Source organism: Halomonas sp. BL6, assembly GCF_006228115.1.
In the GTDB taxonomy this organism is placed as follows: domain Bacteria; phylum Pseudomonadota; class Gammaproteobacteria; order Pseudomonadales; family Halomonadaceae; genus Vreelandella; species Vreelandella piezotolerans.
In genome coordinates, this window is record NZ_VDGL01000001.1 from 234,923 (window position 1) to 255,683 (window position 20,761).

The window sequence follows — 20,761 nt, forward strand, 5'->3', positions numbered from 1 at the left end:
GCTTATCCTTTGCGACGCGCTTGGCGGTCGCACCCTTCTAGCGGGCAATTACCGCATACGTCAAACTCATCGAGCAGGTAGCGCAGGCAGCAGAGCTTGCGCACCCGCTTGACCTCTTCGCTGCCGCTGGGTTGGTACGTACGTACTGGCTCATACAACGGGTTGCGCTGTCCGTTGAGGGTGCGCGACTCCAGCAGTGCACGCGTGGCGGCCAGGGCGTCTTGGTTGACCAGCGGGTGTGCTGCCAGGGCATTGACGTAGTAATCCACGTAGCCGCCTGCGTTGCTCCAAAATACCCGTGGTGCGGCCCCGGAAATGGCCGAGAGGCGCTCGATGAGCGGGGCCCAGTGCTGCTCGATGAGCGTGGCAAAGCGAGCAGCGGTGTCCAGCGTAGTAAAACGCTCGCCTTCATGGGGTAGCCAAAGCCCTTGAGTACAGCCTTCCTCATTTTGAATCACATAGAGATCATCCAGCCCGACGGGTAGGTCGCGATTCAGCAGCAGATGAGCGGTCAGCGTGGGAACGGTGAGGGTGCTGAAGTGCCATTTCGACCAAAGCGAGGCGATGGCGCGCTTGTCTCCATTCGGGTAGCGGCTGGCGTAGCGCGCCATGTCCTCTTCGAGCAGCGCAGCATTGCGCCAGCGAGACGCCTTGATAGCCCCCTGTGGCACCGCTCCTTCGATCAATGGCGGCGTAAAATGCTCAAGTGGCCCTTGATAGCAATCAGCGAGAGACAGTGGCAAGACGGTGTCGGGTTGGCGCAAAGCGAGAGGCATAACCGAACTCCAAGACGTGATAAGCGCACGTGAGTAGAGTCTCAGCATAAGCGATAATGCTTATCAGTTGAAGAGTTAATTGAGAACGACTCTTCTTCCAGCCGTGGCGTTCATTGCGCCACGGCTATGCGGTGTCCGCCATTGGGGTGCTGCATGACCTGCATGGGTAGGCCGTAAATGGCTTCTAACGTGGTATTTTGCATCAGGGCATCGGGCGTGCCGTGGGCCAGCAGGCGGCCACTGTGAAGCGCCATGAGTTCATCGCAATAGCGCGAGGCCATGTTAATGTCGTGAAGAACGATGATCACGCCCAGGTTCAGCTCGTCGCAGAGCTTACGAATCAGCGCCAATACTTCCATTTGGTGGGCGATATCCAGCGCCGCGAGCGGCTCATCCAACAGTAGAAAGCGGCTGCCCTGGGCAATCAGCATGGCCAGCCATACCCGCTGGCGCTCTCCGCCCGAGAGCGTATCCACTAAGCGGTCAGCGAAGGCTTCCGTGTGGGTGAGGGCAATCGCCCGCTCGATCGCCTCTTTGTCTTTTTGATTATGGCGACCCAGTAGACCGTGCCAGGGGTAACGCCCAAACGCCACCAGCTCGCGTCCGGTGAGATTTTCGGCACTGGGTAGATGCTGGGGCAGGTAGGCAACTTGACGGGCAAACTCACGATGCCCCCACGCCTGCAAAGGGCGTTCATCAAAATGAATGTCGCCTTCACTGACGGGCTGCTGCTGGGCCAGCAGCTTGATCAGCGTCGATTTTCCAGAGCCATTATGGCCAATCAGACCATACACCTTGCCTTCTTCAAAGGTGTGGTGAATCGGTTGAAGAAGGGGCTTGCCGTTGATGGCGAAGGTGGCACCCTGAACGTTAAACATGCGTCACTCCTGACCAAGCGGGCATCGAGCAAATGAAAGATATATTGTATCGCTAATAGTTATCATTTAGAAATTTTTCCGTGACCGGCCGCCTATAATGGCCATGACGATATGCCCGGCCACCAGCAGAAGCAGTAGCCAAGAGAGCGGACTGTGCAGCAGGTCGGCAGGGAGCATGAGCGCCGGAATATCGTTCTCTGCACCAGGAATCAGCTCCCAGCCATACGCCTTGAGTGGCCAGCCGCCAGCGTAGTGTCTGATTAAGCCAAGGCTGGCAATCAGCATTAACAGGGCATAAAACGCCCCATGCACGATGCGCGCCAGTTGGCCACGTAGCGTTTTCGGTGGCTGCGGCCGCTGATGACGCTGGCTATACCACCAAAGTAATCGCCCTAAAGTGATGACCATTAGCAGTAGTCCGATCGCACCGTGTGGCGCTAGCCGTGACAGCATTAACGTCACGCTCGTTTCGCCCAACACACGCCACATGGCCACGACGAAAAACTGGGTGAGTACCAACAGCGCCGTGAGCCAGTGAAACGAGCGGCTGACCAGGCCGTAGCGAAAGGGCGTATCTCGCCATGTGTTGGGCAAGGCGGCAGAGTTTGACACTGCTTTCAACATAATGAGGCTCATGAGTCTGTGCGTTGGACAAGATTGTAGTGTTAATACTTATCATTTAGAATCTCGCCCTTTGATTTATTTTCTGCTTTCTCGATTGCCAAGGTCACGCCCATGACAATGCCTGCCCGTGCTTCCGCTGTCCTCGTTGACGGGATATTGTCATGCACCTGATGCGTCGCCGTTCTCCCGCTCCTATCTGCTTACTGCTGAGCTTGCCGTTGATGGTATTACTGTGGCTGAGCTTGCAGCAGCAGGGCGGTATCGCGCAGAGCGCACAGGCGCTGCTGTCTCCCACGTTCGATAACGTCGATGAGCTGCTGCTGCACTTCGCTTGGTGGCCGCGCTTTACCATTGCGCTATTAGCCGGTGGCGGTCTAGCGCTGGCTGGGGTGCTGATGCAACAGGTGCTCCGTAACCCGCTGGCATCGCCCACCACCTTGGGCGTGGCGTCGGGCGCCAACTTGGCGCTGATGGCGGTGACGCTATTGGCCCCCGGCATGCTTTCGATAGGCAGTGAGTGGATTGCGCTGCTAGGTGGCGCTGCCGCTATGGGGCTGGTGTTTGCACTCTCGTGGCGGCGTGGATTGGCGCCCATCGCGGTGGTGCTGGCGGGGTTGGTGGTCAATCTGTATCTGGGCGCGCTCTCTACAGCCTTGCTGTTGTTCAATCATGAAACCCTGGCGGGGCTGCTGATTTGGGGGGCAGGCTCTCTGGCGCAGAATGGCTGGGATGGCGTGGCGTCACTGGCGCCACGACTGGCTCTTTGCGGTTTGGCCGCGTGGCTGTTGCTTCGCCCTTTAGCCGTGTTAGAGCTTGACGACGCCAGCGCCAAAAGCCTGGGGATTTCGCTCAAGCATTTGCGTTTTGCCGGGTTAGGGCTGGCGGTCTTCCTCACCGGTAGCGTGGTGAGCGTGGTCGGGATCATCGGCTTCATAGGGTTAGCGGCTCCCAATATCGTCCGTATGGCGGGAGCGCGCACGCTGCGCGCGCGCTTACTCTGGTCGACGTTATTAGGCGCTGTGCTGCTGGCCACCACGGATCTCTTGCTGCAGCGCTTTTCCGGCATGGTAGCGACGCTAATTCCCACCGGGGCCGTGACCGGAGCGTTAGGCGCGCCACTACTCATGTGGTTGATTCCCCGCCTTAAGCTGCAGGGGGACCGTCCGCCCCAGGCATCTGGCGTGGTGATCACGCGTCACGCTGCACCCCACCGTTTAATCACAGGGCTACTGCTAACGCTGGTGGGGGCCATGGTGGTGGGCCATTTAGTGGGGCAAGGGGCCAACGGCTGGAGCATCATTGCCCCGACGAATTGGGGGGTGATTGAGTGGCGCTTTCCGCGGGTAATGGCGGCAGCGGCTAGCGGTTTGATGCTGGCAATAGCGGGGACCATTCTTCAACGCCTTTCGGCCAACCCCATGGCGAGCCCCGAAGTGTTGGGTATTAGCGGTGGCTGTGCTATTGCGCTGATCTTGGGTATTTATCTACTCCCTGCCCCCAGTCATGCACTATTAGTGGCGATAGGAACGCTAGGGGCACTGGCGACGCTACTAGTATTGGTAGTGCTCAATCGTAAAAGTGGTTTCGTACCGGAGCGGCTCCTGCTCAGCGGTGTGGCGATTAGCGCGCTGTTCGATGCGGTGCGCAGTGTGCTACTGGCAGGTGGTGATCCGCGCGGACAGCAAGTCATCGCCTGGCTGGCAGGCTCTACCTATTACGTGGAGGTGGGTAGTGCGCTGCTCGTGGGAGGAATCGCAGCGGCACTAGCGCTGATATCGCTGCCGTTCACTCGCTGGTTAGACATCATGCCGATGGGCGCCGCTACCGCGCGTTCACTGGGCATTGGCTTAAACCATGCGCGCCTAGCGCTACTGCTGCTGGTCGCTCTGCTCACCGCCTGCGCCACCCTGGTGGTGGGGCCGCTCTCCTTCATTGGCTTATTAGCCCCGCACATGGCTCGGCTACTGGGCTTCTCCCGCGCCCGCCAGCACTTAGTAGGCGCTGCCTTGATCGGTATGTTGTTGATGGTATTGGCCGACTGGGTGGGCCGCCAGATCATGTTCCCTTATGAGATTCCGGCAGGCTTAGTAGCATCGTTGCTGGGCGGTGCCTACTTCATGTGGGGGCTGCGGCGGTTATGAGCACGTAGTCTCGGTATGTATGAATTTTACTAATGCATCATTAGCAAGATGATTTTTGTTTATATGAGCCCTCCCTTACCATAGCGCCATCTTTACTCAAGCATAAGGCGAACGGCAATGTGGGAAAGCTACCTAACGGGGTTAGTGGTGTGTGGCGGCATCATCATGGCGATTGGGGCGCAGAACGCTTACGTGCTGGGGCTGGCCGTTCGCCGCGAATACCACTGGTGGTCGGCGGGGCTGTGCATGAGTGCGGATGTCGTGCTACTGACGGCCGGCATGTTTGGTGCCAGCGCATTTTTGCTCACCATGCCGAGCGCCATGGAAGCCATGCGCTGGGTGGGCGTGCTGTTCTTGAGTTGGCTGGCGGCACAAGCGCTATGGCGTGCAGTCAGCGGCCGTGAAGGCTTGAAAGTCAACGGCGTCAAAGCCCGCAGCCTGCGCAGTGTGCTGCTGGCGACTCTAGCGGTGACGGTGCTCAACCCGCAGGTCTACCTCGATACGCTGCTGCTGATTCCCGCTATTGGTGCCCAGCAGGAGAGTGCTGGCGTGTTCGTCGCGGGGGCGTCGACAGCGTCGATTCTCTGGTTCAGCCTGTTGGCCTGGGGCGGGGCGGCGCTATCGCCATGGCTCTCCCGTCCCGGCGCATGGCGCACCATCGATGGGCTGATCGGCCTGATGATGGCGGCCATCGCAGTGCACCTTGCGTTCGACTCGGTACTGTTTTAAGCAACGTGTTTAAGCAACGTGCAAGAAACGCATCCTCCGGCTACGCCTGATCGAAGTAGCGCTGGACGATGGTCAGCACTTGTTCGATATCGTCGTCGCTAATGTCTCGATGCACGACCATGCGCGTAGCGTAAAGAAGTTCTATCAGCACGCCATTCGTCTTGAGCCACTTAGCTAACGGCGCGACATGCGCTGGGTCGATGCGCACGAATACCATATTGGTGGCCTGGGAGGTCACCTCGATGGCGGAAAAGGCTGCCAAACCTTCGGCCAAGCGTGCCGCACGACGGTGGTCGTGAGCCAAATCTGCCACGTGGTGTTCCAGGGCGTGCTGGCAGGCGGCGGCGATGAGGCCTGCTTGGCGCATACCGCCACCCACGACCTTTCGCCAACGTCGAGCCCGGTCGATCAATGCCTGAGAGCCCACCAGTGCCGAGCCCATGGGCGTGCCTAACCCCTTCGAGAAGCATAGCGACACGCTGTCGAAAGGCTGACAAAGCTGTTTGAGAGAGGTGTCCGTGGCCACGGCGGCATTGAATAGCCGGGCACCGTCTAGGTGGGTAGCCAGGCCGTGTTCTCGGGCCAGCGCGGTGGCCTGCTGCACGTACTCGGCAGGCAGTACCTTGCCACCTATGGTGTTCTCCAGCGCCAAGAGCCGAGTACGGGCAAAGTGGAAGTCATCGGCCTTGACGGCGGCGGCGATTTTGTCGAGGGGCAGGCTGCCGTCTGGGGCGTTTTCGATCGGCTGGGGTTGAATGCTGCCCAATACCGCGGCACCGCCCCCTTCGTAGCGATAGGTGTGGGCGTTCTGGCCGACGATGTACTCATCACCCCGCTCGCAGTGGGCCATCAAAGCCACCAGGTTGCTCTGGGTGCCGCTGGGGAACAGCAGCGCCGCTTCTTTACCCGCACGCTCGGCCAGCGTGGCTTGAAAGGCGTTCACCGTCGGGTCGTCGCCCCATACGTCGTCGCCCAGCGGGGCCGCCATCATGGCGTCTCGCATGGCGGCGGTAGGGCGTGTCACCGTATCGCTTCTTAAATCAATCTTCATGGAACGACTCCTGGTTGAGGCAGAGACAGGGCACGCTGCCAATCATCCACTATGGTTAATGGGTGCGACACCCAACGTTTATCTGCCCGGTCTGACCGTATGGCAATCCAGCATAGGCAATAAGATGGATCTTAAAAGTGGTTATCCGTTCTGGACGGTAAAAAATGGATTATTGACCCCTTTTCCGCAGCTTAACCAGGATTTGCAAGCGGAAACAGTGATTATTGGCGGCGGTATTACCGGTGCTTTGATCGCCGATGAGCTAAGCCGCCACGGCCATCGCTTCGTAGTGCTCGAGAGGCGTGATGTAGGGTGGGGAAGCTCTGCGGCCAGTACGGCGCTACTGCAGTATGAAATCGACACCCATATGGTGCATTTGGCCGAGCAGTACGGTGAGGCCAATGCCGTGATGGCCTATCGAAGCTGCGCCGAGGCGATTGTCTCGCTAGAGCGCTTGGCTGCCGAGCTGGGTAATGTCGCTTTCAGTCGCCAGAAGAGCCTCTACTTCGCGAGCCAAGAAGCGGATGTCGACGCGTTGAAGGCTGAGCTTGCGATGCGCAAGCGCTTCGGCTTCGATGTCGCTTGGCTGGAACAGCGTGCGATTGAGGCTGACTACGGCTTTTCAGCGCCAGGGGCGATCCTGTCCTCGTTGGCCGCCCGTATCGACCCATACCGCATGGCATATCACTTACTGGAAAACGTCGTCCGTCGGGGCAGCCAAGTGTTCGATCGCACCCAGGTGGAGCAGCTGATAACTGATGACGACGGCGTCACCGTTCGGCTTCGTAATGGGGCTACGCTGCGTTGCCAACAGGTCATTATCGCTTCTGGGTACGAAAGCCAAACGTGGTTGCCAGCGCCAGTGGCTGCCAATCGTAGTAGCTATGCGTTTGTGACCGACCCCTTGCCTAGCGAGGTATTGGGCAAGCTGGGACACACGCTGGTGTGGGAGTCCGCACGACCGTATCTCTATCTGCGTTCCACGCAAGAAGGGCGGTTATTGATCGGCGGAGAGGATGACGATGAAGACATTGCCGAGCGTCGGGACGCACGGGTGATGGAAAAAGCGCGAACGCTGGCGGCCAAGGTAGAAGCACTGTGGCCTGACCTTGAGATCAATCCGACGTTTTGCTGGGGTGGCACGTTCGCGGAAACCGACGACGGTTTGCCCTATTTCGGACCTCACGAGTCGCTAGGTCCCCGAGTGCATTTCGCCATGGCCTACGGCGGTAACGGCATCACGTATAGCATGATAGGTGCCCAACTGCTGCGTGCACTGATCGAAGGTCGCGAGCACCCCCTTGGGGCGTTGTTCTCCTTTCAGCGAGAGCCTTCGATGGCGTCAACGCGCCGTTAATAAAACGCTACACTACGAGGGCTAACACACCCAGTTGCGTCAACCCCGTCGTTAAAATGACTGACCTGCCACATTGCCCGTGTGATGGCATTGTCTCGTTTGATGAATTAAGAGAGTGTCGACCATGAGTCCCGCTTTGTTCCTTCGTGCCCTGGAGCGCAATGATTTGCGCTTCGTCCATGAACTCAATAACAACCAGAGCATCATGTCGTACTGGTTCGAGGAGCCTTACGAATCTTTCGATGAACTCGAAGAGCTGTACAACAAGCACATACACGACAACGCCGAACGGCGTTTCGTAGCCGAAGACAGCGCCGGTAACGCGATTGGTTTGGTGGAACTGATCGAAATCGACTACATCCACCGCAGCGCCGAGTTTCAGATCATCATTACCCCAGAGCACCAGGGCAAAGGGTTCGCACGCTCACTGATTCGCCAAGCGCTGCACTACTCCTTCACGATTTTGAATCTGCACAAGGTCTACTTGATCGTAGCGGTACAGAACGTCAAAGCGATCCATCTCTACGAGGAGAGCGGGTTCATCGAAGAGGGCCACTTGGTACAGGAATTCTTCATCAACGGCCAATACCGTGACGTCAAACGTATGTATATCTTGCAGGAGACGTATCTGGCGCAGTTGGATCAGCAGCCCATTGACGAGGGCGGTTGGGAGTCATGACACCCCACGTCTTGGTCGTTTGCCAAAGGCGCTGACCAAGACGTAGTCAGTGCCTTACTGCTGGCGCATATAGGCAGCGAGGGCGTCGAACGCGGCGCGTTGCTGCTGCGCGCGTTTTGCCCAGACTTCCATGACGTCGACTTCCATGGCCGCATTATGAGTAATGGCATCCTTCATGGCGAACACTCCTGGTGCAGAGGTAGAGGAATCGTTTTTGTTATACGCAGCTTGCTTTGTGCAGTGCAGTAAGATAGCTGTGATATGAATATTAGGCGCTTTTGCAGAGCGTTTCTAGTCCAAAAGATGTAAGTGATTTGCCATGTCGCGTAAGAAATAGCTTACAAAAAGGGGCGTCAATACGAAGATGCTTGTTAGATCATTGAATGGAAAAGGTTTTCATAATATAAAAAAGCCGACACGCTGTGTCGGCTTTGCAGGTTATCTTTTCGTCTAAGTAGGCAAATACAGGCGCATAAGCGCTGGCTATCCGTAAAAATCGGCGATGGCATCGTTGGCGGCGCGCAGCCAATACGCCTGACATTGCCAAAACGCTAGCACCTCATCGCTCACGGGTGTGATGACGCTCGAGTTGGTCATCGCAGGGTCCTCCTATAGGGCACCCTTTTCAGTGTAGACCCATTTATGCTGCGACGCAGCATGGTGCGCTACTCTCTGACCGCCCGGCAAAACTCATCGTCTCGGTCTAGGCTTGGTGGTGGACGTGCCATTTCCCCCGCGAAAGGAGTCGCACATGAGCGCAAACGTTGCTGAGATCATCGTCGAAACCCTGCAAAGCGCCGGCGCCAAGCGCTGCTATGGTGTGGTGGGCGATACGTTGAACCACTTTACGGACGCCCTACGGCAAAGTGATATCCAGTGGGTGGGCGTTCGCCACGAGGAAGTCGGTGGTTTTGCCGCCGGTGGCGAAGCCTATATGACACAGGAGCTAGCGCTCTGCGCAGGCTCCTGTGGCCCTGGTAGCCTGCACTTCGTGAACGGCTTGTTCGATGCGCATCGCAATGGTTCACCTGTCGTGCTTATCGCCTCGCAAATCGCGCTAGGCGAAACGGGCAGTCAGTTCCCGCAGGAAGTCGATCAAAGCGCTATTTTCAAGCAGTACAGCGTGTTTTGCGAAACCGTCGTCTCCGCCGAGCAGGCGCGGCGCATGGCCGCTTTAGCCGCCCAAGCGGCGCTTGCCAGAGGTGGCGTTGCGGTCCTTATCGTGCCGGGTGATGTGATGACACAAACCCCGGAGAATCAGCTGGGCTATCGCACGCACCGGTTTAGCTACTCGATACGCCCGACGGCAGAGTCGCTAGTGCCCGCCGTCGAGCAGCTCAATAAAGGCGGCAACATCACTATTTTTGCAGGCGCTGGCTGCGACGATGCGCGGGAGCAGGTGATCGCACTTGCCGAAAAGCTGCAAGCACCGATTGCCTGGACATCCCGGGCAAAAGATTTCATGGAGCACGACAATCCCTATCACGTGGGAATGACGGGCGTTTATGGACTTGAAGGCGGCTACCATGCAGTGGCCGAGTGCGACACGCTGCTGCTACTCGGCTGTAATTTTGCGTTCACTCAGTTCTATCCGGAGCGCGCTACGATCATTCAGGTAGATCGAGATCCCGCACAAATTGGCAAGCGCTATCCGGTGGACGTGGGCATCGTCGGCAGTACGCGGGATACTTGCGAGGCGCTCGTTCAAGTCGTCAAGGAAAATACGCGCAGTCACTGGCTAGAGAAGTGCCGCAAGCGCTACGCCAAGTCGTTGGAAAAGTCTGCCCATGGAAGTCATGATAGCCAAGTGATCCACCCACAAGAGCTGACATTGGCGATTGACCGTCACGCGGCAGAGAACGCACTGTTTACGGCAGACACTGGCAGTGTCAACGTATGGATGCTGCGCCATATTCACGCCTCCCAGCAGCGCCGCACCCTCGCGAGCTTGCAGCATGGCACCATGGCCAATGCGTATCCTCAGGCATTGGGTATTCAGCTCGCGCATCCCCACCGCCAAGTCATTGCCATGTGCGGGGATGGCGGGTTAACCATGCTGATGGGGGATTTATTGACCCTGGTACAGCAGCAAATTCCGCTAAAAATCGTGGTGTATAACAACAGTTCCTTGAGCTTTGTGGAGTTAGAACAAAAAGTAGAGGGAATGCTCGATGCCTACACCGAGCTCGAAAACCCCAACTTTGGCGAGGTTGCCGCTGCCATGGGATTATGGGGCCGCCGAGTCGAGCAAGAAGACGAGCTGGACGTCGCGATTAGCCAGTGGCTCGCCCAGCCGGGGCCTGCCTTGTTGGATGTGGTGGTGAATCCCATGGAGCTGGTGATGCCCCCCAAGGTCGAGGCCGGGCAGGTCGCCTCGACCGCCCTCTACTCCGCTAAAGCCGTGTTGAGCGGGCGCATGGATGAGGTCGTTCACTTAGTCAAAAGCAACTTCTTGAAACGCTAGTGGGTTATCGCATGCTATGTTGGCAGTGGCGCATGACACACTGACAATATCAAGAGCAATGCTATGACGCTAACGCCAGCTATTCATCACTATGACCGTTGGGTGAGTACCCCCAACGGTCGTTTATTTACGCGCACTTGGGAACCAGATCGCATACGGTCAGAGGTTCCTATCCTACTGTTTCACGACTCTCTCGGATGCGTGGATTTGTGGCGCAACTTCCCCGAAGCATTATGCGCAGCAACGCGGCAACGGGTCATTGCCTATGACCGGCTCGGCTTTGGCCGCTCCGATGCATCTTCAACACCATTGCCGCTCAGTTTTATCGACGATGAAGCGAGGGGCAACTTTGCGGCCATCTGTCATGCGCTACAGGTGACTCGCTTTATTGCGTTAGGCCATAGCGTGGGTGGCTGTATGGCCGTGCACTGCGCCGGATATTATTTTTCGCAGTGCCAGGGGCTCGTCACCATCGCCGCCCAAGCGTTCAATGAAAATCGCACGCGACAAGGGATCGAAGAGGCAAAAGCGACGTTTCAGACGCCGGAACAGTTCGCAAAGCTGGTCAAGTACCACGGCAACAAAGCCCGTTGGGTGTTCGATGCCTGGACGGATACTTGGCTAAGCCCCGAATTTGCGGCGTGGTCCCTCACTCCTGCGCTTGAACGTGTGCGGTGCCCTACGCTCGTGCTGCATGGCGAGAAGGATGAATACGGCTCTCACCGTCAGCCTGAACGCATTGCCCGCTACACCCAAGGCCCCGCCCACTGCGAAATGTTGCCCGGCATCGGTCATGTGCCACACCGGGAGGCCGAAGCCGTCGTGGTGGAGTTCATCCGTCAGTTTATTTTTCGCCTTGACGATTGACGACCCGATACCAAGCCCATGTAGGCACCACGTGAGACGTTCTATGCGTTTAAGAGTCTTATCCGATCTTCATTTAGAGCATTTTGATGGTCACCGCGAGCTGCCCCCTGCCGACGCGGATGTGGTGGTGCTGGCAGGGGATATTCATCGAAGAGCAGAAGGGCTGGCGTGGGCACGCCAGCAGTTTCCCGACCTGCCGATTCTCTACGTGCCCGGCAACCATGAGTTCTATGGCACCTGCATGCCGCTGCTGCGCCAAGAGTTAGCGCTGGAAGCCGCTCGGTATGATATCGAACTGCTGGATAATCGCTGCGTGACCCTAAGAGGCGTGCGCTTTTATGGCACCACGCTATGGACGGATTTCGCGCTTTATGCCGATGACCCCACACGCAACCCTGCCGATACCGAGTCTAAAGCGCTGCGTTACATGCCTGATTTTCGCATCATTACCACGGCCCCCGGCCAAGTGTTCACGCCTCAAGCCAGCCAATACATGCACCGGGAAGCACTGACGTGGCTGCAAGATGAACTCCAACAAGCTTTTGATGGCCCCCGCGTGGTGATTACACACCATGCGCCCTTACATCGCTGTATTCCAGAGCAGTACTTAGGCGATTCGTTGTCCCCAGCCTTTGCCTCCCACTTGCCGCACTTAATGGGCAAGATGGATCTCTGGATCCATGGTCACGTTCACGAGCCGGTGGATACGTGGTGCGATGGCACCCGCGTTATCGCCAACCCGGGCGGTTATCCAGAGGAGTTTTCGCCGCCGCTGTTTCGGCCTGATTGGGTGGTCACGGTAGGTGAATAAGGGCTGAAATGACGCGCTGCTCTATAACCTAGCTACACTCCTACTTGTGACGATGACAGTTGCTCATATAACCACAGGGAGTGAAAGGCCATGGAATTATTAGAAACGGTGCTAGGGCCACTTCGCGACGGCCTTTATGCCGTCATGATGCCCATCAGCAACTTTATCTGGAGCTATATCCTGGTATACCTGCTACTGGGAGCAGGCCTGCTGTTCACGATCATGACGCGCGGGATGCAGTTTCGCATGTTTCGGCACATGGCCCACGTGACCTTTACCGCGCGCGGAGCGGGAGATGGCATCAGTGGTTTTCAGGCATTCGCGACCTCCATGGCGGCGCGGGTCGGAACCGGTAATTTGGCGGGTGTCGCTCTGGCACTATGGATTGGCGGGCCGGGAGCGATTTTTTGGATGTGGGTGACGGCTCTGGTGGGGTTTGCGACCTCGTTTATCGAGTCGACGTTGGCGCAGGTGTACAAGCACCGCAACGAAGATGGGGTCTTTCGCGGCGGCCCTGCGTTCTATATCGAGCGCTGTCTGGGTTGGCGCTGGCTGGGGTCGCTGTTTGCGGTGTTCTTGATCATTGCCTACGGACTGGCATTCAATGCGGCGCAATCCAACACCATTGCCCAGGGCATGAGCGGTGCCTTTGGCATTCCTAACTGGCTGACCGGCGTGGTTATTGCGGCACTGGCAGGTGTCGTGATCTATGGCGGGTTAAAGTCGGTGGCACGCACGGCTGAGAAAATCGTACCGGTCATGGCCATTGCCTACCTGCTGGTGGCGCTATGGATTCTGTTTGCCAACCTCTCCGCCGTGCCCGACATGCTGTCGTTGATCGTGATGAGTGCCTTTGGGTTAGGCCCGGCGGTCGGTGGCGCGGCGGGTTACGCCATCAAGGCTGCCATGGAAAACGGCATCAAGCGGGGCCTCTTTTCTAACGAGGCCGGTATGGGCTCGACCCCCAATGCGGCGGCCCAGGCCACTGTGAAGCATCCAGCAGCCCAGGGGTTAGTGCAATCCTTTGGGGTGTTTGTCGATACCATCGTGATTTGTAGCTGCACGGCGGTGGTGATTCTGCTTTCCGGTGTTTATGAACGGCTGCTATCCGAGTCGCCGGGGGAGAGCATCGAGGGCATCCAGCTCACCCAAGACGCCATGGTGGATCATCTAGGAGGCTTTGGTGAGATCTTTATTGCCATTGCCATACTGTTTTTTGCCTTTACCTCGATTTTGGCCAACTTCTCCTTCTCTTCGGTAAACATCGAATACCTGTTCCGCCGCCACGCCAAAAAAGCGGTGGGCGTATTCAAGATCGTTATCATCGCCATGGTGCTGCTGGGTTCTGTCGCTGAACTCAGCGTGGTCTGGGATTTTGCCGACCTCGCCATGGGCCTGATGGCCACGACCAACCTGTTTGCCATTCTACTGATGGCGCCGATTGCGGTCTCGGTGTTGAAGGATTATGAACGCCAGCGGCGACAGGGCATCGAGGAACCGCTGTTCGACCCCACCATACTCAAAAATCCAGAGCTGGTGGATGAGGATGTGTGGCCGGTAAAAGATGAAAAGCCGGTCGACCGGTAAGCGTCAAGAGCGGCCTTCGAGCCGCTCTTGACGTGTTAGGGGTTAGCTAGCAGGTTTCTCTACCAATAGCCCACAAGAGGGCGCCGCCCAGCGGTTGTCGGCAGTAAAGACCACGTCGCACACCACGGGCGAATAGTCGCGGCGCACTTCTTCGTCGATGCGCTGACGCAGCGCGTCCTGTTTCGCCAGTGTCGCTTCGGGGAGGTCCTTGGGCAGCACCACATGGACGATGACGTAGAGCAGGCGGCCGGGGCGCACCATACGCACGCGCACTTCCAGGGTGTCGATATCGGCAAGGCCACGGGCAACGGCTTGGCGCACCGGTTCGGCGACGGCTTCTTCCGGAGTTTTGTTGAGCAGCTCTCTTAGCGCTTGCGATGCCATGCGCACGGGGACCCCCAGGCAGAGAACGACGACCGCAATGACCAAGACCGAATCGATGTAGGGAAGAACAGCCCGCCAGCCGAGACGATCAAACAGCATCACTAGGCAAAAAGCCGCCAGTACGGCCCCTGAAATCACGCTATTGACCAGCCAGTTGAGTTTGTCGGCGGCCACCAAGGGGCTACTCACATGGCGTTGACTACGCTGCATGACCCAGGCAGTGAGCGAGCAAGCGGCGGTCGCAAACAGCGCATACATTACCGCAAGCCCTGCAGAAATCTCCCGCCCACCCGTCAGCAAAGCGGCCACGGCATCTACCAGCGCGAAGATGGATACCCCCAAAATCAGCAAACCTTTGCATAAATTAACCAGCGACTCGAAGTAGCTGTAACCAAAGGGGTACGACTCGCTATCTGGGCGACTGGCCAGCTTGCTGACCTTGATGGTCACCAGCGCTACGCTAAAGTAGATAAGATTGAACAAGCCGTCCAATAGGATGGCTTGGGAGTTGGAGGCCAAGGTGGCCACAATACCGGCACAGCCAATCAGCAGTGCCATGAAGGCGGAAAAGGCCAAGGTACTGGATTCTGTCTTCACGAACGTATGGCTCCCCTGTTTAGCGAATCGATCAGCCGGCAAGCATAGCAATTTTGTTTTGACGGTACCTCTAAAGGCGCGTTTCGCCACACGCTTTGGCAGTCAACATTGCGTTGTACTAGCCTTGAATAACGCTCTTAGTGAACGCCAAACCAGGAGGTTGATGCGATGCCATTTCTGAATGCAGGGACCGAGCAGGGCACACCGGTCGAGATTTATTACGAGGTTCACGGGGCAGGTAAACCGGTCGTACTGATCCACGGTTGGCCATTGAGTGGGCGCTCCTGGGAGAAGCAGGTACCCGCGTTGGTGGAAGCAGGCTATAAAGTGGTGACCTATGACCGCCGTGGCTTTGGCCGCTCGACGCAAGCGGACGGTGGCTACGATTACGATACACTCGCCTCGGATCTCAAAAAGCTGCTGGACGCGCTGGATCTCAACGATGCGACCCTGGTGGGCTTTTCCATGGGGGGCGGCGAAGTCGCGCGCTATTTGTCGAGCTACGGCACCGAGCGTGTCAGTAAAGCGGTGCTGGCTGCGGCGGTGCCGCCTTATCTGTATAAAACCGACGATAACCCGGAAGGCGGACTGGACGATGCCACCATCGACCAGTTCCTGCAGGGGGTGCAAGGCGACCGTATCGCGTTCTTGGACGATTTCACCAAGAATTTCTTTACCGCCAACGACAACAGCGACCTGATCAGCGAGCCGAACCGGCTTTACCACCGCGATATCGCGGCGTTCGCCTCGCCCAAAGCGACCTACGACTGCATCAAGGCGTTTAGCTACACCGATTTTCGCCAGGATTTACCCAAGATCGACATTCCGACGCTGGTCTTACACGGGGATGCTGACGGCATCGTTCCATTTGAAGTGAGCGGCAAACGCGCCGCTGAGCTGCTACCCAACGCGTCGCTAGAGGTGATCGAGGGCGGCCCACACGGGCTGAACGCTACCCATCCCGAGGCATTCAACCAGGCGCTGATCCGGTTTTTGGATCAATAAAGAGCGTCCCTCTCAAACAGCCGCGCCGCCTGGAAAGGCGGCGCGGCTGTTTGCATGGCAGGGTGGCGCTGTAGAAGCATGCGTTTGGCTAGCCTTCCACCCACACCTCATCCCCCTTGAAAGCGACGCGCCAAGTGCGCAGCTTTACCTCATCTTCTTCCAGGCATTGGCCATCCTCTAGGCGGAAGTGCTGTTTGTAGAGTGGCGAGGCCACGACGGGACTGCCTTTGATATCGCCGACGATGCCACGGGCAATCACATGGGCCTTCGAGAAAGGGTCGAAGTGATCCAGGGCATAGAGCTCTTGGGCGTGGCCGGGCAGATAGAACAGCGCCACTTGGGCTGGGCCTGCCGATGTCGTCAGCCATGCGGCGACGCCGGAAAACGCCACGAGGTCTGCTTTGGTGCAGAGCGGTTGCCAAGTAGCGTTGCGGTTCGTTGTTTTGAGTGCGGTGGTGGTCATGGTCATCCTCGATTCGGTGGTCACTGGATTACGCAGGGCGGAGCTGGCCGCGCTCCGACGTCATGATGATGGAGGGATCGGGCCGCGTATCGTTGACGAAACTTCTAAAGCGCTTGAGCTTTTCAGGGTCGCTGATGGCGTTGGCCCACTCACACTGGTAGCTCTCCACCACGTGCTGCATTTGACGCTCCAGCTCGTCACCTAGGCCTAGGCTATCCTCCAGAATCACTTCTTTGAGGTAGTCGAGGCCACCTTCCAGGTTTTCCCGCCACACCGAGGTGCGCTGTAAGCGGTCGGCCGTACGCACGTAGAACATCAAAAAGCGGTCGATGGTGCGGTAGAGCTGCTCGTCATCCAAATCGGTGGCGAAGAGTTCCGCATGGCGCGGGCGCATGCCGCCGTTGCCGCACACGTAGAGGTTCCAGCCGTTTTCGGTGGCGATGATGCCGATGTCTTTGCTCTGCGCTTCGGCGCACTCCCGGGTACAGCCGGAAACGCCAAACTTGATCTTGTGCGGGGCACGCAGGCCCTTGTAGCGGTTCTCCAATTGAATCGCCATGCCCACGCTGTCCTGCACGCCGTAGCGACACCAGGTACTGCCGACGCAAGATTTCACGGTGCGCAGCGATTTGCCGTAAGCGTGGCCCGTCTCGAAGCCCGCCTCGATCAGTTCGCCCCAAATGGCCGGCAGGTCTTCCAGCCGCGCGCCGAACAGGTCGATGCGCTGCCCGCCGGTAATCTTGGTGTAGAGCTGATATTTCTGGGCCACCTGCCCGAGCACGACCAGTTTATCCGGGGTGATTTCACCGCCGGCAATGCGCGGCACCACCGAATAGGTGCCGTTTTTCTGCATATTGGCCATGAAGGTGTCGTTGGTATCCTGCAGCGGCACGTGGGCGGCATCGGTGATCGGCTCGTTGAAGCAGGAGGCGAGAATCGAGGCCACCGCCGGTTTGCAGATATCGCAGCCTAGTTGGTGCGTCTCGGCGTTGCCGTGCTTCTCCATCAGCTCGCTGAACGTCTTGATGCCTTCGACACGCACGATGTCGTAAAGCCCTTGGCGGGTATGGGCGAAGTGCTCGCAGATCGATGTATCCACCTCGACGCCGCGGGCCTCCAGTTCGTGGTCCACCACGCTTTTGAGCAGCGCCGCGCAGCCGCCGCAGCCGGTGCTGGCTTTGGTCGCGCCTTTGACGCTGCCAAGATCCGCCGCGCCCGCGTCGATGGCGCTGCAGATGCTGCCTTTGGTCACGTTGTGGCAAGAGCAAATCATCGCCGTGTCCGGCAGGGCATCCGGCCCCAGGGCTGGGGCGGCACCGCTTTGTTGCGGCAAAATGAGCGATGCGGGTTCCTTAGGCAGCTCGATACCGTTGGCGTAGTACTGCAGCAGCGTGTCATACACACTGTTATCGCCTACCAGCATGGCGCCCAGCAGCTTCTTACCGTCGCCCGTGACGACCAGTTTGCGGTAGACCTGGGTGAGCGGGTCGAGGTAGCGGAACATGCGGGCACCAGGGTGTTGGTTGCCATGGGCATCGCCAATGGAGCCGACATCCACACCCAACAGCTTGAGTTTGGTGCTCATGTCGGCACCGCTAAAACGGTCATCGCCCCCCGTTAGCGTGGCGACGGCCGTTTTGGCCATTTGGTAACCAGGGGCGACGAGGCCGAAGATACTCTGATTCCATAGCGCTACCTCGCCAATGGCGAAGATGTTCGGGTCGCTGGTGCGGCACTGGTCGTCGATCACCACGCCGCCGCGTTCGCCGATGCTCAAACCGCACTCTCGGGCGAGGCTGTCTTGCGGGCGAATACCGGCGGAGAAGACGATCAGGTCGGTTTCCAGCACCTTGTCGTCTTGGAAAACCATGCGTAGGCGGCTGGTGTCGCCGGGTTCGATACGTTGAGTCGCACGCTCGGTGAGGACCTGAACGCCCAGGGCTTCGATTTTCTCTCTGAGCAGCTCGCCGCCTTCGCTATCCACCTGCATGGGCATCAAACGCGGGGCGAATTCCACCACGGCGGTGTCCAGGTTCAGTCCGCGCAGCGCGTTGGCGGCTTCCAGGCCGAGCAAGCCGCCACCGACCACCACGCCGTTGGTGGCGTTTTTGGCCGCTGCCTGAATGGCATCCAGATCATCCAGGGTGCGGTAGACCAAACAGCCGTCGCTGTCGTTGCCGGGAATGGGGGGCACAAAGGGGAAAGAGCCGGTGGCCAGCACGAGCTGGTCATAGGCGTAGTGGCCTTGTTCGGTCACCACCCGCTGCTGTTCGCGATCGATCGAGGTGACCGCTTCGCCGCTGCGTAGTCGAATGCCGTGGCTGCGGTAGTAATCGGCATCACACAGGGCCAGCGACTGTGCGTCGCGCCCGCTAAAGTACTCGGATAGATGCACCCGGTCGTAAGCGCGATGGCGCTCTTCGCCAAAGATAGTGACGTCAAACCCGGCCAGCGCGCCGCTTTCCACCAGCTGTTCGGCAAAATGGTGGCCGACCATGCCGTTACCTACAATGATCAGCGTTTGTTTGTTGGAAGACGTAGTGGGAGTAGACATTGTGTGATTCACCATAGCTAAGCCGCCTCACGGGGGAGAGATAAAGAGGGTGACGAGGTGTCGAGATGCGCATCGAGCGCCGTTTGGGCATCGGTGGCGCCAAACAGAAGCAGGTGGCGGCACGCGGTTAAATCGGTCGCGGCCAGCGCCTGCTCGAAGTACCAGGGGCCGTGGCGGGTATCGCCATACAGCACCGCGCCGACGAGGCGGCCTTGCTGGAGCAGTAAGCGGCAGTAGTCGCCGGTTTCTGGGTCTTGGTAGCGAAGTTCTTCGTGCTTGGCGGCGGCCTCGGTGGGGCCAAAGGCAAACAGGCTGACACCGCTGACCTTGAGTTTGGTGGCCGTGGGGGCTTCTTGATACGCCGCGGGCGTTTCACCACACAGCACGGCGGCCAGCACGTCCACCTGCCGCCAAATCGGTTCCACCAGCCCGTAAGTGTGCTGCTCGAACTGGCAGCATTCGCCTAGCGCATGGATGTGGGCGTCGGAAGTGGTCAGGTGGCCGTCCACGACGATGGCGCGATCGCAGACGAGTCCACTCTGCTGTCCTAGCTCCGCATTCGGGGTAATGCCCGCCGCCACGATGATGCTATCGGCAGGAAGCTTTCGGCCATCGCTCAGGGTGACCGACTGCACCTGTCCTCGACCGTTATCTTCCAAGGCGGCGAGCGATGCGCCGGTTTCAATGAGGATGCCGCGTTCGCGCAGCGTGGCTTCCAGCAACTGAGCGGCGGTGGTGTCTAGCTGACGGTTCATCAACCGATGACTGCGCTGCAAAACGCTGACGGTGAGCGCGCGTCCGCCCCGTTTGCGCAGCCCTTCGGCGGCTTCCAGCCCAAGCAAGCCGCCGCCAATCACCACGGCGTTGCCGCCTTGCCGAGCAATGGCTTCCAAGGCGCTGACGTCGCGCAGGTCGCGAAACGTGTGAACACCGTCGAGCGTGATGCCGGGCACCGCTGGCAGCGCGGGGCGCGAGCCAGTGGCCAAGACCAAGCGGTCATAGCGTAACGTGTTGCCGCGATGTGTGATGAGCAGGCGGCGTTCGCGGTCGATGGCGGTCACGCGGTCGCCAAGTATCAGCGTGACGTCGTTATCGGCGTACCAGGAGGCGTCTTGCAGAGTGAGCGCCTCGGGCGCCAGTTCGCCTGCCAATAAAGGGGAGAGCAAAATACGGTTATAGGCAGGCACCGGCTCCTCACCCACCACCGTAATGCGGTGGGGGCGCTGGGGATGTCGAACCAGCGCGTCGAGCAGTCGCTGGCTCGCCATGCCGTTACCGATGATGACGAGGTGGTCTGTCTGTGAGCACCGGGAAGCGATTTCCATGGGTAGCTCCTTTGGTTGAAGCATCATGTTCAGCAAATAAAAACGCCCCTGGCACAGCCCTCTCAAGAAGGGAGTGTCAGGGGCGTCGTTGCCCGTTGGCGTCGTCGATAACGCGCAGCAACCGCCGTTGGTTGCCGAACTGTCTTATCCTAGTGGTCAGCAAAAAGCCCGCCAGCTCTTGCCGCAGGTGGATTTAATTCAGCTTAATCAGCGTATTAAGCGTTTTTGAGGATTCGGTGGGCCGCGCATAGTTGAGTTGGCGTGCCCTACTTTGGTGCTTGAGCGACGATTCATGCACCCCCTTTAGCCGCTTATTCGACAAAGAGCATTCCTTTAGCGAGTAATGAAAATACAAGCATGTTTATAAGTTATTGTTTTTATAATATTTAATGGTTTTAAGGCCGAGTGGGCGCAGGGTTTGCATTTGTTCAAGTAACAAGGAACAACGGCTCAGTGCAGGGTCTTTGCT

The 20,761-nt window shown here is 58.4% G+C and carries 18 protein-coding genes; 9 read left to right on the forward strand and 9 right to left on the reverse strand.

The annotated features are described in order from the left end of the window. Nucleotides 1–2 precede the first annotated feature (2 nt). The 3 genes from fhuF to FHJ80_RS01075 all read right to left on the reverse strand — a co-directional run bounded on the left by fhuF (nucleotide 3) and on the right by FHJ80_RS01075 (nucleotide 2,278). Entirely contained in the window at nucleotides 3–776 is a 774-nt protein-coding gene (gene fhuF, locus FHJ80_RS01065; protein ID WP_139525214.1) for a siderophore-iron reductase FhuF, read from the reverse strand. A gap of 110 nt (nucleotides 777–886) precedes the next feature. After that, nucleotides 887–1,654, reverse strand: a complete 768-nt coding sequence (locus tag FHJ80_RS01070) for an ATP-binding cassette domain-containing protein (protein ID WP_139525215.1) — start codon at nucleotides 1,652–1,654, stop codon at nucleotides 887–889. A 66-nt stretch (nucleotides 1,655–1,720) separates the two neighbouring features. After that, nucleotides 1,721–2,278: a cytochrome b gene (locus FHJ80_RS01075; RefSeq protein WP_139525216.1), complete on the reverse strand. Its 558-nt coding sequence runs from the start codon at nucleotides 2,276–2,278 to the stop codon at nucleotides 1,721–1,723. Between the two features lie 161 nt (nucleotides 2,279–2,439). Between FHJ80_RS01075 and fhuB the strand changes: the two genes are divergently transcribed. Both fhuB and FHJ80_RS01085 read left to right on the forward strand, forming a co-directional pair. Further along, nucleotides 2,440–4,419, forward strand: coding sequence for a Fe(3+)-hydroxamate ABC transporter permease FhuB (gene fhuB, locus FHJ80_RS01080; RefSeq protein WP_139525217.1), 1,980 nt, complete (start codon nucleotides 2,440–2,442; stop codon nucleotides 4,417–4,419). Nucleotides 4,420–4,536: 117 nt separating this feature from the next. Continuing rightward, a complete protein-coding gene (locus tag FHJ80_RS01085) occupies nucleotides 4,537–5,148 on the forward strand; it encodes a LysE/ArgO family amino acid transporter (protein ID WP_054645171.1) in 612 nt (203 codons plus the stop codon). Between the two features lie 40 nt (nucleotides 5,149–5,188). Here the strand turns inward: FHJ80_RS01085 and ltaE are convergent, their stop codons facing one another. Beyond that, nucleotides 5,189–6,199 carry a low-specificity L-threonine aldolase gene (gene ltaE / locus FHJ80_RS01090; protein WP_139525218.1) on the reverse strand — a complete coding sequence of 337 codons (1,011 nt, stop codon included), beginning with the start codon at nucleotides 6,197–6,199 and terminating at the stop codon, nucleotides 5,189–5,191. On the opposite strand from ltaE, the gene FHJ80_RS01095 reads away from it, so the two are divergent. Next, nucleotides 6,198–7,556 carry an FAD-binding oxidoreductase gene (locus FHJ80_RS01095; protein WP_239284604.1) on the forward strand — a complete coding sequence of 453 codons (1,359 nt, stop codon included), beginning with the start codon at nucleotides 6,198–6,200 and terminating at the stop codon, nucleotides 7,554–7,556. The two genes, ltaE and FHJ80_RS01095, sit on opposite strands and share 2 nt — an antisense overlap. Before the next feature lie 124 nt (nucleotides 7,557–7,680). Continuing rightward, a complete protein-coding gene (gene speG, locus FHJ80_RS01100; protein ID WP_139525219.1) occupies nucleotides 7,681–8,235 on the forward strand; it encodes a spermidine N1-acetyltransferase in 555 nt (184 codons plus the stop codon). Nucleotides 8,236–8,289: 54 nt separating this feature from the next. Here the strand turns inward: speG and FHJ80_RS17400 are convergent, their stop codons facing one another. Then, a complete protein-coding gene (locus tag FHJ80_RS17400) occupies nucleotides 8,290–8,412 on the reverse strand; it encodes a hypothetical protein (protein WP_255303821.1) in 123 nt (40 codons plus the stop codon). A 574-nt stretch (nucleotides 8,413–8,986) separates the two neighbouring features. Here FHJ80_RS17400 and FHJ80_RS01105 point away from each other — a divergent pair. The 4 genes from FHJ80_RS01105 to FHJ80_RS01120 all read left to right on the forward strand — a co-directional run bounded on the left by FHJ80_RS01105 (nucleotide 8,987) and on the right by FHJ80_RS01120 (nucleotide 13,964). Further along, on the forward strand, nucleotides 8,987–10,699 hold the full coding sequence (locus FHJ80_RS01105) for a thiamine pyrophosphate-dependent enzyme (protein ID WP_139525220.1): 1,713 nt from the start codon (nucleotides 8,987–8,989) through the stop codon (nucleotides 10,697–10,699). A 63-nt stretch (nucleotides 10,700–10,762) separates the two neighbouring features. Then, nucleotides 10,763–11,566 carry an alpha/beta fold hydrolase gene (locus tag FHJ80_RS01110; RefSeq protein WP_139525221.1) on the forward strand — a complete coding sequence of 268 codons (804 nt, stop codon included), beginning with the start codon at nucleotides 10,763–10,765 and terminating at the stop codon, nucleotides 11,564–11,566. 43 nt (nucleotides 11,567–11,609) lie between these two features. Then, a complete protein-coding gene (locus tag FHJ80_RS01115) occupies nucleotides 11,610–12,377 on the forward strand; it encodes a metallophosphoesterase (RefSeq protein WP_054641358.1) in 768 nt (255 codons plus the stop codon). 90 nt (nucleotides 12,378–12,467) lie between these two features. After that, nucleotides 12,468–13,964 (forward strand): sodium:alanine symporter family protein, encoded by a 1,497-nt coding sequence (locus tag FHJ80_RS01120; protein WP_139525222.1) that lies wholly within the window; start codon nucleotides 12,468–12,470, stop codon nucleotides 13,962–13,964. A gap of 42 nt (nucleotides 13,965–14,006) precedes the next feature. On the opposite strand, the gene FHJ80_RS01125 is transcribed toward FHJ80_RS01120, so the two are convergent. Continuing rightward, nucleotides 14,007–14,945, reverse strand: coding sequence for a cation diffusion facilitator family transporter (locus FHJ80_RS01125; RefSeq protein ID WP_139525223.1), 939 nt, complete (start codon nucleotides 14,943–14,945; stop codon nucleotides 14,007–14,009). 168 nt (nucleotides 14,946–15,113) lie between these two features. On the opposite strand from FHJ80_RS01125, the gene FHJ80_RS01130 reads away from it, so the two are divergent. Beyond that, on the forward strand, nucleotides 15,114–15,950 hold the full coding sequence (locus FHJ80_RS01130; RefSeq protein ID WP_139525224.1) for an alpha/beta fold hydrolase: 837 nt from the start codon (nucleotides 15,114–15,116) through the stop codon (nucleotides 15,948–15,950). 88 nt (nucleotides 15,951–16,038) lie between these two features. On the opposite strand, the gene nirD is transcribed toward FHJ80_RS01130, so the two are convergent. From nirD to FHJ80_RS01145, 3 genes are read right to left on the reverse strand one after another with little or no spacing between them, the layout of a single operon-like run. Next, nucleotides 16,039–16,413: a nitrite reductase small subunit NirD gene (gene nirD, locus FHJ80_RS01135; protein ID WP_139525225.1), complete on the reverse strand. Its 375-nt coding sequence runs from the start codon at nucleotides 16,411–16,413 to the stop codon at nucleotides 16,039–16,041. Nucleotides 16,414–16,441: 28 nt separating this feature from the next. Next, nucleotides 16,442–18,967 (reverse strand): nitrite reductase large subunit NirB, encoded by a 2,526-nt coding sequence (gene nirB / locus FHJ80_RS01140; RefSeq protein WP_139525226.1) that lies wholly within the window; start codon nucleotides 18,965–18,967, stop codon nucleotides 16,442–16,444. 17 nt (nucleotides 18,968–18,984) lie between these two features. After that, on the reverse strand, nucleotides 18,985–20,292 hold the full coding sequence (locus FHJ80_RS01145) for an NAD(P)/FAD-dependent oxidoreductase (protein WP_139525227.1): 1,308 nt from the start codon (nucleotides 20,290–20,292) through the stop codon (nucleotides 18,985–18,987). Between the last annotated feature and the right edge of the window lie 469 nt (nucleotides 20,293–20,761).

Excerpts from the sequence above, each read along its gene's own strand:
- fhuB (WP_139525217.1), top strand. The coding sequence starts at position 2,440 with ATGCACCTGATGCGTCGCCGTTCTCCCGCTCCTATCTGCTTACTGCTG.
- FHJ80_RS01085 (WP_054645171.1), top strand. The coding sequence starts at position 4,537 with ATGTGGGAAAGCTACCTAACGGGGTTAGTGGTGTGTGGCGGCATCATC.
- FHJ80_RS01070 (WP_139525215.1), bottom strand. The coding sequence starts at position 1,654 with ATGTTTAACGTTCAGGGTGCCACCTTCGCCATCAACGGCAAGCCCCTT.
- nirB (WP_139525226.1), bottom strand. The coding sequence starts at position 18,967 with ATGTCTACTCCCACTACGTCTTCCAACAAACAAACGCTGATCATTGTA.
- FHJ80_RS01120 (WP_139525222.1), top strand. The coding sequence starts at position 12,468 with ATGGAATTATTAGAAACGGTGCTAGGGCCACTTCGCGACGGCCTTTAT.
- FHJ80_RS01095 (WP_239284604.1), top strand. The coding sequence starts at position 6,198 with ATGGAACGACTCCTGGTTGAGGCAGAGACAGGGCACGCTGCCAATCAT.
- FHJ80_RS01115 (WP_054641358.1), top strand. The coding sequence starts at position 11,610 with ATGCGTTTAAGAGTCTTATCCGATCTTCATTTAGAGCATTTTGATGGT.
- nirD (WP_139525225.1), bottom strand. The coding sequence starts at position 16,413 with ATGACCACCACCGCACTCAAAACAACGAACCGCAACGCTACTTGGCAA.
- FHJ80_RS01145 (WP_139525227.1), bottom strand. The coding sequence starts at position 20,292 with ATGGAAATCGCTTCCCGGTGCTCACAGACAGACCACCTCGTCATCATC.
- fhuF (WP_139525214.1), bottom strand. The coding sequence starts at position 776 with ATGCCTCTCGCTTTGCGCCAACCCGACACCGTCTTGCCACTGTCTCTC.
- FHJ80_RS01075 (WP_139525216.1), bottom strand. The coding sequence starts at position 2,278 with ATGTTGAAAGCAGTGTCAAACTCTGCCGCCTTGCCCAACACATGGCGA.
- speG (WP_139525219.1), top strand. The coding sequence starts at position 7,681 with ATGAGTCCCGCTTTGTTCCTTCGTGCCCTGGAGCGCAATGATTTGCGC.
- ltaE (WP_139525218.1), bottom strand. The coding sequence starts at position 6,199 with ATGAAGATTGATTTAAGAAGCGATACGGTGACACGCCCTACCGCCGCC.
- FHJ80_RS01110 (WP_139525221.1), top strand. The coding sequence starts at position 10,763 with ATGACGCTAACGCCAGCTATTCATCACTATGACCGTTGGGTGAGTACC.
- FHJ80_RS17400 (WP_255303821.1), bottom strand. The coding sequence starts at position 8,412 with ATGAAGGATGCCATTACTCATAATGCGGCCATGGAAGTCGACGTCATG.
- FHJ80_RS01105 (WP_139525220.1), top strand. The coding sequence starts at position 8,987 with ATGAGCGCAAACGTTGCTGAGATCATCGTCGAAACCCTGCAAAGCGCC.
- FHJ80_RS01130 (WP_139525224.1), top strand. The coding sequence starts at position 15,114 with ATGCCATTTCTGAATGCAGGGACCGAGCAGGGCACACCGGTCGAGATT.